Genomic DNA, 13537 nt, shown 5'->3' with positions numbered 1-13537 from the left:
TACGTCAAGGCGCGCAAACGCTGCAAATATGATGCAATACTATCGAACAAACCGAATGCGGACTACGGAAGGCGGACGATCCGAAGCAAGCTGGGGCTGCGCGTTCAGAAGTCCTTGGGCTTCCACGTCGGAATGCCGAGCGGGCGCACCTTGAACAGCAGGCTGCGGCCTTCCTGCCAGACCAGCTGCAGGCGCGGATCGGCGCGGTGCGGCAGGCCGGTATCGATCAGCCAGACATAGTCGACGCGTTCGATCGGCGCGAACTTGAGCGCGCTGTCGACCGTGCGCCGCCAGCCGCCGGCACAACGGCGCGACCAGACGAACTCGGAAGGATCGGCAGTGAAGTTGCGGCCGGGACGGAAGCGCGGGACCACCATGTGCAGGCCCGGGACCGCCCAGTTGTCGTTCACCCAGGCCTGCCGGTAAAGGCTGGCAAGGCTGGCGAGGTGATCGCGGCGGGTGTTGCGCCAGGATTCATCGAGGCAGGAATGCTCGACAAAGGCGAGCACGCGGCTGCCGGGTTCGACATGGGTCAGCGCCGAAAGCTGCTTGTTGTAGTCCTCGGCATAGCCGTTGAAGCTCCACGCCGTGACGGTAAGGCGCACCGCGAGCAGCGCCATGCCGACATAGGCGACTGCCTTGGCCCATGCGGGACGGCGCGCACCGCTCCAGTCCTGCAGGCCGAGGCCGAGCATGGCGGCAACCGGCAGGATGCGGATATCGACGAAGGAGGAGCCGTTGATGTCGCTGGGGATGGCGAGGAACAGCAGGAACACGGTGAGCGCAGGCAGGCCCTGCCCCCAGCGCCACTTCGCACCGAGCAACGGCCCTGCCAGCACCAGCAACCCGGCGATGATCGAGGTGCCGAAATCGAGCAGCTTGGACTGATCGCGCAGCGTGAGCACGAAGGACCACGCCTTCTGGTCCCAGCGCCACACGTTCATCGACTTGACCGGGGGCGAGAACGCCTTCCACAGCAGGATCGTGACGACGGTGGCGAGCAGCGGCCAGCACGCCTGCCACAGGCGCAGGCCAATGGCCTTCCAATCGAGCGTGGCGAGCCACTGGCGGTTGGTCAGGTCACGCCAGCGCCAGCCTGCGGGCAGTTCGTCCATCGCGCGACCAAGGGCGTGTGCGCCGACCAGCAGCGCGAGCAGCAGCCCGCCAATCGCGTGGCACAGCATCGCAACCGGCTGCGCCACGATCAGCATGGCGGCGCGGGCCTTGGGGTTCTTCTGTTCGAGCCACAGCGAGGCGCCGAACGCGGTCAGCGAAAGACCGGTGGCGAGGATGTAGTTCAGAAAGCCGGTGAGCAGCGGAAAGCTGAACACGAACATCAGCGACCATGCTGCCGCGTGCCCGCCCCTGGGGTTGAGCATGCGGATGGTCCACAGGCAGCCGCCCGCAAACAGGCCGGTTGCCAGCACCGTGCTCCACCACCCGGCGGCAAGGATGCCGAACTGGGCGCCGAGCACCTTCATCAGCACGCCGCCGCCGATGTTCAGCGTGAACACCCACTTCCAAGTGAAGTACTTTTCGAGCGGATTGCCGGGGCCTGCCGCCTCGATCGCGGCGGCGCCCATGTGGCCCGGCACGTCGATCAGCGGCGGCACTTCGACAAGCGCGAAGGGCAGGCAGACCAGCAGCACGGCGATGAGGATGCCGGGGCCCGAGAGCCACGGCAGCGCTCCGGCGCGGGCCCACACGGTCTTGAGACCATTGAGCCAGGCGGGCAGCCCATCCTTGTCGCGGACTTGCGTCAAACCTTAAATACCCCCCACAAGACCGGAACCGTCTCGCTGCTAGCCTGCCCTTGGGCAAGATGACGCAGGAGTTGCGGATATCCGATGTCGATGGTTTGAGAAACACGTCGCGCTCGTCTAGCCACGTGCGCGTGACCCCTAATGCCCCAACTCCGATGATGGCGCAATATCTTGCGCTTAAACAGCAGGCTGGCGATTGCCTGCTGTTCTATCGCATGGGCGACTTCTTCGAGCTGTTCTTCGACGACGCCAAGATCGCCGCGCAAGTGCTCGACATCGCGCTGACCAGCCGGGGCGAGCATGGTGGCGCGCCGATCCCGATGTGCGGGGTGCCGGTCCATTCGGCGGAAGGCTACCTTGCCCGCCTGATCAAGGCCGGATGCCGCGTGGCCATCGCCGAACAGGTCGAAACGCCCGAGGAAGCGAAGAAGCGCGGGGGTTCCAAGGCACTGGTGGCGCGCGACATCGTGCGCTTCGTGACGGCGGGGACGCTGACCGAAGAGGCCCTGCTCGAACCGCGCCGGGCCAATGTGCTGGCGGCGGTATGCGAAGTGCGTGGGGTGGTGGGCATTGCGGCCTGCGACATTTCGACCGGGCGGATGGAGCTGGAAGAGTGCACGCCCGAGTACATGGGCGCGGCGCTGGCGCGGCTTGGCGCAAGCGAAGTGGTTGTGCCCGAATCGTGGGAGGAAGCGCCGGTCGATTGCGTGCCGCGCCCGAATCGCTCGTTCGGCAGCGATGAGGGCGAAGTGCGGCTCAAGGCCGTGCACGGAGTTTCCACGCTCGACGGCTTCGGCCAGTTCACCCGCGCCATGCTGGCGGCGGCGGGCGGCCTGCTCTCATATCTCGACCATGTCGGGCGAGGAAGCCTGCCGCTGCTCCTCCCGCCTGTCGCGCGCGAGGCAGGCACGCACATGGCGATGGACGAGGCGACTCGCAGCAGCCTTGAAATCCTCGTCAGTTCGGGCGGTACGAGGCGCGGCTCGCTGGTGGAGGCGATCGACCGTTGCGTGACCGGCGCGGGCGCACGCCTGCTGGCCGACGACCTATCCGCCCCGCTGACCGATGCCCGCGCGATCAACCGGCGGCTGGAACTGGTCAGCTGGCTGCACGACGATCCGCTGCTGCGCGGCGACATTCGCGGCGTGCTGCGCGCCCTGCCCGATGTCGGTCGTGCGCTCGGGCGCGTGGTGGCCGGACGCGGAAGTCCGCGCGATCTCGGCCAGTTGCGCGACGGGCTTTCCGAAGCACGCCGCCTGCATGACATGCTGCGCACCCGCAGCGACCTGCCCGGCCCGATGGTCGATCTCCTGCCCTCGCTCTCGGGCCACGGCGCGCTGTGCGATCTCTATGCCCGCGCGCTGGTGCCCGCGCCGCCGACCGAGCGCTCGCAGGGCGGCTACATTGCAGAAGGCTATGACGCCGCGCTCGACGAGTTGCGCCGCGTATCGGGCAATGCCCGCCGCGCGATTGCTGCGCTGGAAGCCAAGTACCGCGACGAGACGGGCATTTCGGCGCTGAAGATCCGGCACAACGGCGTGCTGGGCTACTTCATCGAGGTCCCGGCAAAGCACGCCGACCGGCTGATGGCCCCCGATACCGGCTTCACCCATCGCCAGACCATGGCGGGCGCGGTGCGCTTCAATGCACTTGCCTTGCACGAGGAAGCCAGCCGCATTGCCGAGAGCGGCGGCCATGCGCTGGCGGCGGAAGAAGCGCATTTCGAGGAACTGGTCGCCCATGCCGTGCGCGCCAAGGAGGCGATTGCCGCCACCGCCGCCGCGCTCGCCCGCATCGACGTTGCGGCAGGACAGGCCGAACGCGCGGCGGAAGGCGGCTGGGCCCTGCCGCGCGTGGTGGACGAGCCTTGCCTCGAGATCACCGGCGGGCGGCATCCGGTGGTGGAAGCGGCGCTTGCTGCGCGGGGCGAGCGCTTCGTTGCCAACGATTGCGCTCTCGGACTGCAGGACCGGCTGTGGCTTGTAGGCGGCCCGAACATGGGCGGTAAATCGACCTTCCTGCGCCAGAATGCGCTGATCGTGCTGCTGGCGCAGGCAGGCGGCTTCGTGCCCGCGCAGGCCGCAAAGGTCGGGCTGGTCGACCGCCTGTTCAGCCGCGTCGGTGCGTCGGACAATCTGGCACGGGGCCGGTCAACCTTCATGGTCGAGATGGTCGAGACGGCGGCGATCCTGTCTCAGGCGACCGAGCGCAGCTTCGTGATCCTCGACGAGGTGGGGCGCGGCACGTCGACTTATGACGGGCTGTCGCTGGCATGGGCGGTGGCCGAGGCGATCCATTCGATCAACCAGTGCCGCTGCCTCTTCGCCACGCACTACCACGAACTCGCCCGGCTGGCCGAGACCTGCGAGGCGCTCTCGCTCCACCATGTCCGTGCGCGCGAATGGAAGGGCGATCTGGTGCTGCTGCACGAACTGGCGGAAGGCCCGGCGGACAAGTCCTATGGCCTTGCCGTGGCGCGGCTGGCAGGCGTTCCGGCCCCGGTGATCAAGCGCGCCAAGTCCGTGCTCGAAAAGCTGGAAAAAGGCCGCGCCGCAACCGGAGGCCTTGCCGCAGGGCTTGACGACCTGCCCCTCTTCGCCGCCGCCATCGAAGCCGCCGAGGAAAAGGTCGATGCCCTGCGCGAGCGGCTGAACGGTTTGGACATCGACGCGCTTTCCCCGCGCGAGGCGCTGGACCTGCTCTATCAGCTGAAGGCGCAGGCGAATGGTTGAAGTGACCAGCTTCGGCACCAAGCGCGCGCTTTTCGTAATGGCGGCAGAACCGGAGTACGGCTCCAACTTGCGCGCCCGCTTCGTGCCGCTGATCACCGGCATCGGCCCGGTCGAGGCTGCGCTGCATGTGGGCATCACGCTGGCGCGGCTGGAGGCTGGAGGCACCCTGCCCGACCTGATCGTCTGCCTCGGCTCGGCCGGATCGCGACGCTGTGCGCTGGGATCGATCCACCAGATCAGCAGCGTATCGTGGCGCGACATGGACGCCTCGCCGCTTGGCATCGAACCGGGCGTCGTACCCTATCTCGACGAGCCGAAGGACCTGCCGCTGGAAACTCCGCTGGACCTGCCTGTTGCTACGCTATCAAGCGGCGGCGACGTAGTCAGCGGTGCAGGTTGGGACCGCATCAGCGCCGACATGGTCGACATGGAAACTTACGCCGTCGCCCGCGCCGCCCGGATGTTTGGCATACCGCTCATCGGCCTGCGCGGCGTGTCGGATGGCCCCGGCGAACTTGCGGGTGCGCACGATTGGCACAAGCTGCTGGGCTATCTCGATGGGGAATTGGCCAAAGCGGTGGACCTGCTGGCAGAACACTTCGCCTGACCTCACCCCATCGTCGCCCCGGGCTTGACCCGGGGTTGGGCTTTTTCAGGCGCGCGATGAAGAACAAGCCTTGGCCCGGATCAAGTCCGGGCCGACGATGTCGTGGGTGAAGTAGGGCTCAAAGGCTGAGGAACAACCCCGCCAGCGCAGCGCTCATCAGGTTGCTCAGGGCCCCTGCCACCAGCGCACGCAGGCCGAGCTTGGCGATGACCGGGCGCTGGTTGGGGGCGAGGCCGCCGGTGACCGCCATCTGGATCGCGATCGAGCTGAAGTTGGCAAAGCCGCACAGCGCGAAAGTGACGATGGCGACGGTGTGGGCCGACAGCGCGGTGTCCTTGCCCAGTTCGATGAAGGCGACGAATTCGTTGAGCACGATCTTCGAGCCGAACAGTCCGCCCGCCTGCATCGCCTCGGCCCAGCCATCGGCGCCCAGAAGGTAGAACACCGGCGCGAAGACATAGCCCAGCACCATCTGGAACGAGAGTTCGGGCGAGCCGAACCAGCCGCCGATCCAGCCGAGGATGCCGTTGGCGAGCGCAACCAGCGCCACGAAGGCCAGCACCATCGCGCCAACCGCGACGGCGAGCTTCACGCCGGTCTGCGCACCCTGGCTCGCGGCCATGATGATGTTGGCGGGACGCTCTTCCTCGTCGGAGGCGAGGCTTGGCTTCACGTGGGGGTTGGGCAGGGCTTCGTCGGCCATTTCGGCAGGGACCGGCGGCTCGTCGGGCATGATAAGCTTGGCCATGAGGATGCCGCCCGGTGCCGACATGAAGGCTGCGGCGACGAGATAATCGATGCGGATGCCCATGCTGGCATAGGCGGCAAGGATCGTGCCCGCCACGCCCGCCATGCCCACGGTCATCACGGTGAACAGCTGGCTGGGATTGAGCGCGGCAAGGTAGGGCCGGATCACCAGCGGCGATTCGCTTTGCCCCACAAAGATGTTGCTCGCCGCGCACAGCGATTCGACCTTGCTGATGCCAGTCACTTTCTCGAGCGCGCCGCCGATCCAGCGGATGACCAGCTGCATTACGCCAACGTAATAGAGGATCGAGATCAGCGCAGCGAAGAACACGATCACCGGCAGGGCCGAGATGGCAAAGCTGGTGCCGCCGATGGCAGGATCAGCCAGCGGGCCGAACAGGAAAGCGACGCCCGCGCGGGCAAAGCCGAGCAGGCTCTCCACCCCGCCTGCCGCGCCCTGCAGCATGCGGTTGCCGAGCGGCACGTAGAGCACCAGCGCGGCAAAGCCTGCCTGAAGCGCAAAGGCGGCGGCCACGACGCGCAGGCGGATCGCACGGCGGTTGGACGAGAGCAGGAAAGCGAGGGCAAGGATGAGCACCATCCCGAGAAGACTTGAAGCGACACGCATCGGGAAGGGCTTGCTCCGCAATTCTGGTTTCAGCCGAACCTAATAGCGAATTGGCGCAAGCTGAAAAGCGCGCTATCGGCCTTGGATGCACGATAACGCCGCTTCCGCACCCGCTATCCCCCGTTCGCTGTTCGCCGTCTCGCTGCTCTATGGCGGGATGTGCGTGCTTGCAGGCGTGCTGGGAGTGAAGCTGGCGTCACTGGGGCACTGGCCGGTGCTGGGCGATCTGGCGGTGGAATCCGGGATCTTCGCGTTCCTGCTGCTGGTGGTGATGGCAAGCGCGGTGGCCGAACTGTTCGGACAGGACACCGCCAACCGCCTTGTCCGCTTTGGCTTCGTGCCGCTGATCGTCTCGATGATCCTGCTGACGACGGTGATCAACGTGGTGCCACCCGCACCGTTCTGGGGTGACCAGGACGCCTTTGCCCGCCTGCTCGGCCAGGGCGCGCGGATGCAGTTTGCGGGCCTCATTTCCTACGGCACGTCGCAGACGCTCAACGTCTTCCTGTTCTCGCGCATTGCGGGTGGGCGCGGGCGGTTGCTGATGCTGCGCGCGTGGCTCGCCTCGATGCTCAGCCAGGTGGTCGACACCGTGCTGTTCATCACGATCTCGTTCTACGGGCAGGACCTGCCGCTGCTTTCGATCATGGAAGGGCAGATCATTTCCAAGCTGGTGCTGTCCACGATCATGGTCCCGCCGCTGATCTGGGTCTTCGTGCAGCTCGGCAGGTGGCTGGACCGGCCATCCTGATTGGACAGCATAAGCTGCCGCAGCTCAAGCAACGCCAATATTGGATTCCGCACGCTTTGCGCGTAAGGGCCCGCGCATGAGCCAGAACCACGACCCCGCGATGCTTGCCAAGGCACAGACCCTGACCGAGGCGCTGCCCTATCTCCAGCGCTATGCCGGCAAGACCTTCGTGGTGAAGTACGGCGGCCACGCCATGGGCGATCCCGAACTCGCGCAGGACTTTGCCGAGGACATCGTGCTGCTCAAGGCCGTGGGCATCAATCCGGTGGTCGTGCACGGCGGCGGCCCGCAGATCGGGCGGATGCTGAAGGCCCTGGGCATCGAATCGCAGTTCGTCGACGGCCTGCGCGTGACCGACAAGCAGACCGCGGACGTTGCCGAAATGGTGCTGGCGGGCGCGATCAACAAGGAACTGGTCAGCTGGATCGCCCGCGCAGGCGGCAAGGCCATCGGAATCTCCGGCAAGGACGGCGGCATGGTCCTGGCCCGCAAGGTCCAGGCCAAGAAGGCCCCCAAGGCGATCGAGGGCGAGGATGGCGATCCGATCGTGGTCGACCTCGGCTTCGTTGGTGAGCCCGACCGGATCGACACCACCGTGATCGACACCATCGTCAACGCCGGCATGATCCCGGTGATCGCGCCGATCGGCGTGGGCCCGGATGGCGAGACCTACAACATCAATGCCGACACCATGGCGGGTGCCATTGCCGCAGCGCTTGGTGCCTCGCGCCTGTTCCTGCTGACCGACGTTCCCGGCGTGCTCGACAAGGACAAGAACCTGCTGACCGACCTGCGCCCCGCCGACATCGCGCGGCTGGCCGAGGATGGCACGATCAGCGGCGGGATGATCCCCAAGCTCGAAACCTGCGTCCACGCGGTGGAAGCGGGCTGCGAGGCGACGGTCGTGCTCGACGGCCGCGTGCCCCATGCGATGCTGCTGGAAATCTTCACCGCGCGCGGGGCGGGCACGCTGATCCGCGCCTGACCGGCTGCCTGAAGTTCCGATTAACACCGGAACCCTGCGCGCTGCGAAGCGTCAGGGCAGGATGACCCGTACCGCTCTTGTTTTCGCAGCCGCCTCGGCGCTCGTCTTTCATCTTGGCGGGTGCCAGAGAGGCCCGGCAACGCCTGCGCCCTCCGGCAGCGAGCCTGAGGCTTCTTCCGCTCCGGCCAGTCAGCCGCCGCTCGCGGACAAGACACCCCAGCCATCACTTTCCCGGCGGCCCGAAGAAGTGCTCGACGCCTTTGCTGCCGCCATCGAGGCGCGCGACTGGCGGGCCTTGCGCGCATTCTGGGGCGAGCACGGCACGCGCAGCGGCATGGACGAGGCGGCCTTTTCCGCGAACTGGAGCAAGCTGAAAGCGCCCACCGTCACGGTCGGGCAGGGACAGCAGGAAGGCGCTGCAGGCTCGATCTATTACACCGCCCCGGTGGTCGTTATCGATGGCGACCGGACCATCGCGGGCGAAGTCGTGCTGCGGCGGGTGAACGACGTTCCCGGCGCCACTTCCGAGCAGCTGCGCTGGCACGTGGAAAGCACCACGCTGGAGCCGTGATCGGACGGCTGTCCGTCCCTTCGCCTGCTTGCCAAATTGGTAAGTGCTGCATACAGACTGCCGCACTCCGGCGCATTGCGCTGGTGAACGGGCACTTGTCGCTCGGGGAGAGGGTCGGCTAGGAGCTTGGGCTTGCCGCAAGGCAGCCTCATCCGTGCCGACAAGGGAAATGCGCCAATGCTGCTGTACACACTGATTTCGGTCTTTTCCCAGCTCATCGACATCGTCGTCATGGTGGTGATCGTACAGTTCGTGCTGAGCCTGCTGATCGCGTTCAACGTGGTGAACCTGCACAACAAGGCCGTGGCCGCCGTCTGGACCGCGCTTGGCGCGATCCTTGACCCGATGCTCAACCCGATCCGCCGGGTGATGCCCAACACCGGCGGGATCGACTTTTCGCCGATGATCCTGATCTTCGGCCTGCGCATTCTGGTGCAGGTGCTGTTCTTCTTCGCCTCGCTCGCCACGGCGGTCTGAGGCCCCTAGCAAACTCCGGACGGATGACCCGATGACTGCTGCCGTAATCGACGGAAAGGCCTTTGCCGCCACCCTGCGCGCCCGCGTGGGCGAGCTTGCCACCGCGTTCGAGGCCAAGGCCGGGCGCAAGGCGGGCCTTGCCGTGGTGCTGGTGGGCGAGGACCCGGCGAGCCAGGTCTATGTCCGCTCCAAGGGCAAGAGCACGCTGGAAGCGGGCATGAACAGCTTCGAGCACAAGCTGCACGCCGAAACATCCGAGGCCGATCTGTTGGCGATGGTCGAGCAGTTGAACGCCGATCCTGCAGTCGACGGCATCCTCGTGCAGCTGCCACTCCCGAAGCACATCGACGAGCAGAAGGTCATCGCCGCGATCAATCCCGACAAGGACGTCGACGGCTTCCACGTGACCAACGCGGGCCGCCTAGCCGTGGGCCAGCCGGGCTTCGTGCCCTGCACGCCGCTGGGCTGCCTGATGCTGCTCAAGGACAAGCTGGGCGACCTCTCGGGCCTCGATGCCGTTGTCATCGGCCGCTCCAACATCGTCGGCAAGCCGATGGCGCAATTGCTGATCGCGGAAAGCTGCACCGTGACCGTGGCGCACAGCCGCACCAAGGACCTGCCAGCAGTGGTGCGCCGCGCCGACATCGTGGTTGCCGCCGTGGGCCGTCCCGAGATGGTCAAGGGCGACTGGATCAAGCCCGGTGCCACGGTGATCGACGTGGGCATCAACCGCGTGCCCGGGGCGGCTGAAGGCAAGACGAAGCTGGTGGGCGACGTGGACTATGCTTCCGCTGCCGCCGTCGCCTCGGCGATCACGCCGGTGCCCGGTGGTGTCGGCCCGATGACGATTGCGGTGCTGCTGCGCAATGCGCTGGTTGCGGCCTATCGCAATGAAGGGCTGGAGCTGGCGGCGGACGCTGTCTGAAGCGTCAGTTCTGGGACCTGCCCACCCCCGACCCCTCCCGCTTGCGGGAGGGGAGTGATAGCGCCGTGCTTGTTCTCCCCTCCCCCCTTCGACAAGCTAAGGATGAGCGGGAGGGGTTGGGGGTGGGCACCGCGCAGCGCATCGGCTAGGCTGATTCAATGAAGCGCCTGATCCCCCTCGCATTCCTTGCTCTGGCCTCCCCCGCCCTCGCCCAATCCGCGCCCGAGCCGCAGACCGCAGGCCGTCCGCAGCGGGCTTATGCCAACCCTTCCGCGCTGATTGCCGCAGACCTCGCCTTCTCTCGCCTCGCCCGCGAGAAGGGCCAGTGGACCGCGTTCCGCGAGACGGCGGATGAAACGGCGGAAATGTTCGAGGGCGGACGCAAGCTTGCCAAAACCCTGCTCAAGGACCGCAAGGACCCGGCAGCGCCGGTCAGCTGGGCACCGCAATCTGCATGGATCAGCTGCGACGGCACTGCCGGACTGACTTATGGCGGCTGGCACGGACCATCTGGCGGAGACGGCGAATACGTCACCGTCTGGCAGCGCCAGTTCAAGGGCAAGGTCGACTGGAAGTGGGTGCTCGACGACGGGCAGGACCTCGCCACCCCCTTGCGCGAGGTTGACTGGGCGCAGGGCACCGTAGCCGATTGCCCCGCACGGCGTCGCCCCGAAGGCGCCCCTCCCCCGCCGCCTGCTGGCAGCAAGCGCGAGCGCAGGGAAGACAGCAAGCTGCCGCCGCTGCGCCCGCTGGCAGGGGCCATTCCCGCCTCCGAAGGGGGTGACAGCAAGGAAGGCCAGTCGCGCGATGGCAGCTTCGCCTGGCGATCGACGGTGATGCCCGATGGCAGCCGCCGCTTCACCGCGTGGGTGTGGAAGGACGGGCGGATGCTCGAAGTCATGGCCCGCACCTTCAAAGCCAATGGAGCCTGACGCGATGTGGCAGCTGTTCCTCTCCGCCTTCGTCACGCTGTTCGTGGTGATCGACCCGCCCGGCTGCGCGCCGATCTATGCGGGGCTGACCGCCAATGCGACGGCACGCCAGGCCTTCTCGATGGCCCTGCGCGCCTGCCTGATCGCCACCGGCATCCTGCTGGTCTTCGCGCTGTTCGGTGAAGACCTGCTGGGCGCGCTGCACATCGAACTCGACAGCTTCCGCATCGCAGGCGGCATCATGCTGTTCCTGATCGCGCTCGACATGGTCTTCGAAAAGCGCACCGAGCGGCGTGAGGAGCGGGCAGAGAAAGTCCGTACCGCGCAACCGCAGGTCGAGGACGTCTCGGTCTTCCCGATGGCCATGCCGATGCTCGCAGGCCCCGGCTCGATCGCGTCTGTCATGCTGCTGACCGCGCGGGCGAACGGCACGCAGGAAACGCTGGTCATTCTCGCCGCGCTCACGGTGGTCATGGTGCTGAGCTTCATCGCGCTGGTCGGCGCACGCCCGATCATCCGCGCGCTGGGCTCACAAGTCGAAGCAGTGATCACCCGCCTGCTCGGCGTGCTGCTGGCAGCGCTTGCGGCGCAATTCGTGATCGACGGGATTCAGGCGCAGTTTTGAGAAGATCCTCCCTGTCTTTGCGAAGCACAGACGGGGAGGGGGACCGCCAGCGAAGCTGGGGGTGGAGAGGTTTGGATGTTTTTACCCCTCCGTCATCGCTGCGCGCTGCCACCTCCCCATTTGCACTTCGTGAAAACGGGGAGGATCAGTTTCACTGGAGGGTCACCCTGCCGCCATCGTCATTGTCGCGCTTGCCGAAGAACTGCATCAGCTGGACCAGCAATTCGCACCGTGCCGCAAGCGAATCCGCTTCGAGCAAGGCCTGCTTGGCCGCCGCATCGAACGGGGCGATCTGGGAGACGCCGTTGATCAGCGACATGTCGTCCAGGCGGCCGACCGAATCCCAGTCCACCGCGTAGCCCTGCGCCTCGGCAAAGCGGCGCGATTCCTGTTCGAATGAGGCGCGCTCGACCGCGCTCAGCGCTTCGGTCATGTCGTCGGCAATCAGTTCGGCCTCGACCTGGCGGAAGGGCGTGGTGACTTCGAGTTCGCGAATCACGCGGAAGCGCGAGATGCCTTCGAGGATCAGGTTGAACCGCCCGTCCTCCAGCGCCTCGACATCGGCGATCTTGCCGACGCAGCCGATGCGGAACAGCGGCGCGCCGTTCTCGGGCGATTGCGGCTGGATCATCGCGATGCGCCGGTCACGCGCCAGCGAATCGCTGACCATGGCGCGGTAGCGCGGCTCGAATATGTGCAGCGGCAGTTGCAGGCCGGGATAGAGGACAGCGCCTGCCAGCGGGAAGATCGACAGGCGCGTCGTGTTTGCGCTCGCGCCCATGCCGATCAGCCGAACAGCACGGTGGAGAGCTTGCGGCGCGTGGCCGAAACCCACGGGTCCTCGAGCCCGATGGCTTCGAAGATCTGCAGCAGGCGGGCCTTGGCCGCGCCCTCGTTCCATTCGCGGTCGGCAGCGATCATGGCGAGCAGCTTGGCCGCAGCCTCATCCCGCGCGCCGCTGGCATAGAGCGCGTTGGCGAAGGCGAGCTGCGCGTCCATGTCTGCCGGACGTTCTGCTGCGGCCGCGCGCAAGGCGGCCAGTTCGCCTTCCTCGGGGGCGTCCTCGGCCAAAGCAAGCGCCGAGCGGGCCTGCGCGAAGACGGCATCGCCCGCAATCTCGGGCGGGAGCGAATCAAGGACGGCCTGAGCCTCGTCCTTCTGGCCCGCAGCAATCAGCGCGCGGACAAGGCCGGCGTGGGCCTGCGCGTTGTCTGGCGCGATCTCGACGATCTGGGCGAAGATGCTGGCGGCACGCTCACCATCGCCTTCGCCAAGCACTTCCTCGGCCATGGCAAGGAGCGGGGTCACGTCCTGCTTGGGCTCCCCTGCCTGCACCGGCAGCTTGGCGAGAAGCTGGTCGAGGTACTGCTTCAATTGCGATTCGGTGCGCGCTGGCGTGAGGTCTGCCACCGGCTGGCCCTGGAACATCGCATAGACTGTCGGGATCGAGCGCACCTGGAACTGCGCGGCGATGAACTGTTCCTCGTCGACGTTGATTTTGGCGAGGACCACGCCCTTGTCCGCGTACTCTGCCGCGACCTTTTCGAGCACCGGGGTCAACGCCTTGCACGGACCGCACCATTCCGCCCAGAAATCGAGGATGACCAGCTGGGTCATCGAAGGTTCGACCACGTCCTTGCGGAAGCGGTCCACCGCCTTCTGTTCGTCGAGATTGAGCCCCATGCTGGCCAAGATGCGTCTCCGGTCGAATGTCGTTCGCGTGTGCCGCACCATGTGGGAAGGCTTGTCCATTCGGCAAGGGGAAAGGGGCAGGAAACGGGCTTTTGCGCCAAG

General features: G+C 66.5%; 13 protein-coding genes. 9 read left to right on the top strand and 4 right to left on the bottom strand.

Features of this window, described 5'->3' with window-relative positions:
• Nucleotides 1-104 precede the first annotated feature (104 nt).
• Nucleotides 105-1763, bottom strand: a complete 1659-nt coding sequence (locus ACZ1JX_RS16495; RefSeq protein ID WP_465124569.1) for a hypothetical protein — start codon at nt 1761-1763, stop codon at nt 105-107.
• Nucleotides 1764-1918: 155 nt separating this feature from the next.
• Here ACZ1JX_RS16495 and mutS point away from each other — a divergent pair, with 155 nt between their 5' ends.
• Both mutS and ACZ1JX_RS16485 read left to right on the top strand, forming a co-directional pair.
• Nucleotides 1919-4495: a DNA mismatch repair protein MutS gene (mutS, locus tag ACZ1JX_RS16490; RefSeq protein WP_465124568.1), complete on the top strand. Its 2577-nt coding sequence runs from the start codon at nt 1919-1921 to the stop codon at nt 4493-4495.
• Nucleotides 4488-5102, top strand: a complete 615-nt coding sequence (locus ACZ1JX_RS16485; protein ID WP_465124567.1) for a 5'-methylthioadenosine/S-adenosylhomocysteine nucleosidase — start codon at nt 4488-4490, stop codon at nt 5100-5102. Before mutS ends, ACZ1JX_RS16485 begins: the two co-directional genes overlap by 8 nt.
• A 118-nt stretch (nt 5103-5220) precedes the next feature.
• Here the strand turns inward: ACZ1JX_RS16485 and ACZ1JX_RS16480 are convergent, their stop codons facing one another.
• Complete coding sequence (locus ACZ1JX_RS16480; RefSeq protein ID WP_465124566.1) at nt 5221-6477, bottom strand: NupC/NupG family nucleoside CNT transporter; 1257 nt, start codon at nt 6475-6477, stop codon at nt 5221-5223.
• An 85-nt stretch (nt 6478-6562) separates the two neighbouring features.
• Here ACZ1JX_RS16480 and ACZ1JX_RS16475 point away from each other — a divergent pair, with 85 nt between their 5' ends.
• The 7 genes from ACZ1JX_RS16475 to ACZ1JX_RS16445 all read left to right on the top strand — a co-directional run bounded on the left by ACZ1JX_RS16475 (nt 6563) and on the right by ACZ1JX_RS16445 (nt 11743).
• Nucleotides 6563-7228, top strand: coding sequence for a queuosine precursor transporter (locus tag ACZ1JX_RS16475; protein WP_465124564.1), 666 nt, complete (start codon nt 6563-6565; stop codon nt 7226-7228).
• 76 nt (nt 7229-7304) lie between these two features.
• Nucleotides 7305-8213 carry an acetylglutamate kinase gene (gene argB / locus ACZ1JX_RS16470; protein ID WP_465124563.1) on the top strand — a complete coding sequence of 303 codons (909 nt, stop codon included), beginning with the start codon at nt 7305-7307 and terminating at the stop codon, nt 8211-8213.
• A gap of 61 nt (nt 8214-8274) precedes the next feature.
• Nucleotides 8275-8784 (top strand): hypothetical protein, encoded by a 510-nt coding sequence (locus tag ACZ1JX_RS16465; protein ID WP_465124562.1) that lies wholly within the window; start codon nt 8275-8277, stop codon nt 8782-8784.
• A gap of 177 nt (nt 8785-8961) precedes the next feature.
• Nucleotides 8962-9261, top strand: a complete 300-nt coding sequence (locus ACZ1JX_RS16460; RefSeq protein WP_196276059.1) for a YggT family protein — start codon at nt 8962-8964, stop codon at nt 9259-9261.
• Nucleotides 9262-9292: 31 nt separating this feature from the next.
• On the top strand, nt 9293-10186 hold the full coding sequence (gene folD / locus ACZ1JX_RS16455; RefSeq protein ID WP_465124561.1) for a bifunctional methylenetetrahydrofolate dehydrogenase/methenyltetrahydrofolate cyclohydrolase FolD: 894 nt from the start codon (nt 9293-9295) through the stop codon (nt 10184-10186).
• A 158-nt stretch (nt 10187-10344) separates the two neighbouring features.
• Nucleotides 10345-11118: a hypothetical protein gene (locus tag ACZ1JX_RS16450; protein WP_465124560.1), complete on the top strand. Its 774-nt coding sequence runs from the start codon at nt 10345-10347 to the stop codon at nt 11116-11118.
• A gap of 4 nt (nt 11119-11122) precedes the next feature.
• Nucleotides 11123-11743, top strand: coding sequence for a MarC family protein (locus ACZ1JX_RS16445; RefSeq protein WP_465124559.1), 621 nt, complete (start codon nt 11123-11125; stop codon nt 11741-11743).
• A 151-nt stretch (nt 11744-11894) separates the two neighbouring features.
• On the opposite strand, the gene ACZ1JX_RS16440 is transcribed toward ACZ1JX_RS16445, so the two are convergent.
• On the bottom strand, nt 11895-12524 hold the full coding sequence (locus ACZ1JX_RS16440; protein WP_465124558.1) for an LON peptidase substrate-binding domain-containing protein: 630 nt from the start codon (nt 12522-12524) through the stop codon (nt 11895-11897).
• Between the two features lie 5 nt (nt 12525-12529).
• Nucleotides 12530-13426: a tetratricopeptide repeat protein gene (locus ACZ1JX_RS16435; RefSeq protein WP_465126446.1), complete on the bottom strand. Its 897-nt coding sequence runs from the start codon at nt 13424-13426 to the stop codon at nt 12530-12532.
• Nucleotides 13427-13537: the final 111 nt, after the last annotated feature.

This window comes from Novosphingobium sp. BL-A-41-Hi4A-0G, assembly GCF_055521735.1.
The sequence above is the reverse complement of the archived record's forward strand: the minus strand, read 5'-3'. Positions and strand labels throughout refer to the sequence as shown.

Excerpts from the sequence above, each read along its gene's own strand:
- ACZ1JX_RS16440 (WP_465124558.1), bottom strand. The coding sequence starts at position 12,524 with ATGGGCGCGAGCGCAAACACGACGCGCCTGTCGATCTTCCCGCTGGCA.
- ACZ1JX_RS16445 (WP_465124559.1), top strand. The coding sequence starts at position 11,123 with ATGTGGCAGCTGTTCCTCTCCGCCTTCGTCACGCTGTTCGTGGTGATC.
- ACZ1JX_RS16465 (WP_465124562.1), top strand. The coding sequence starts at position 8,275 with ATGACCCGTACCGCTCTTGTTTTCGCAGCCGCCTCGGCGCTCGTCTTT.
- ACZ1JX_RS16450 (WP_465124560.1), top strand. The coding sequence starts at position 10,345 with ATGAAGCGCCTGATCCCCCTCGCATTCCTTGCTCTGGCCTCCCCCGCC.
- ACZ1JX_RS16460 (WP_196276059.1), top strand. The coding sequence starts at position 8,962 with ATGCTGCTGTACACACTGATTTCGGTCTTTTCCCAGCTCATCGACATC.
- folD (WP_465124561.1), top strand. The coding sequence starts at position 9,293 with ATGACTGCTGCCGTAATCGACGGAAAGGCCTTTGCCGCCACCCTGCGC.
- argB (WP_465124563.1), top strand. The coding sequence starts at position 7,305 with ATGAGCCAGAACCACGACCCCGCGATGCTTGCCAAGGCACAGACCCTG.
- ACZ1JX_RS16485 (WP_465124567.1), top strand. The coding sequence starts at position 4,488 with ATGGTTGAAGTGACCAGCTTCGGCACCAAGCGCGCGCTTTTCGTAATG.
- ACZ1JX_RS16480 (WP_465124566.1), bottom strand. The coding sequence starts at position 6,477 with ATGCGTGTCGCTTCAAGTCTTCTCGGGATGGTGCTCATCCTTGCCCTC.
- ACZ1JX_RS16475 (WP_465124564.1), top strand. The coding sequence starts at position 6,563 with ATGCACGATAACGCCGCTTCCGCACCCGCTATCCCCCGTTCGCTGTTC.
- ACZ1JX_RS16435 (WP_465126446.1), bottom strand. The coding sequence starts at position 13,426 with ATGGGGCTCAATCTCGACGAACAGAAGGCGGTGGACCGCTTCCGCAAG.
- mutS (WP_465124568.1), top strand. The coding sequence starts at position 1,919 with ATGATGGCGCAATATCTTGCGCTTAAACAGCAGGCTGGCGATTGCCTG.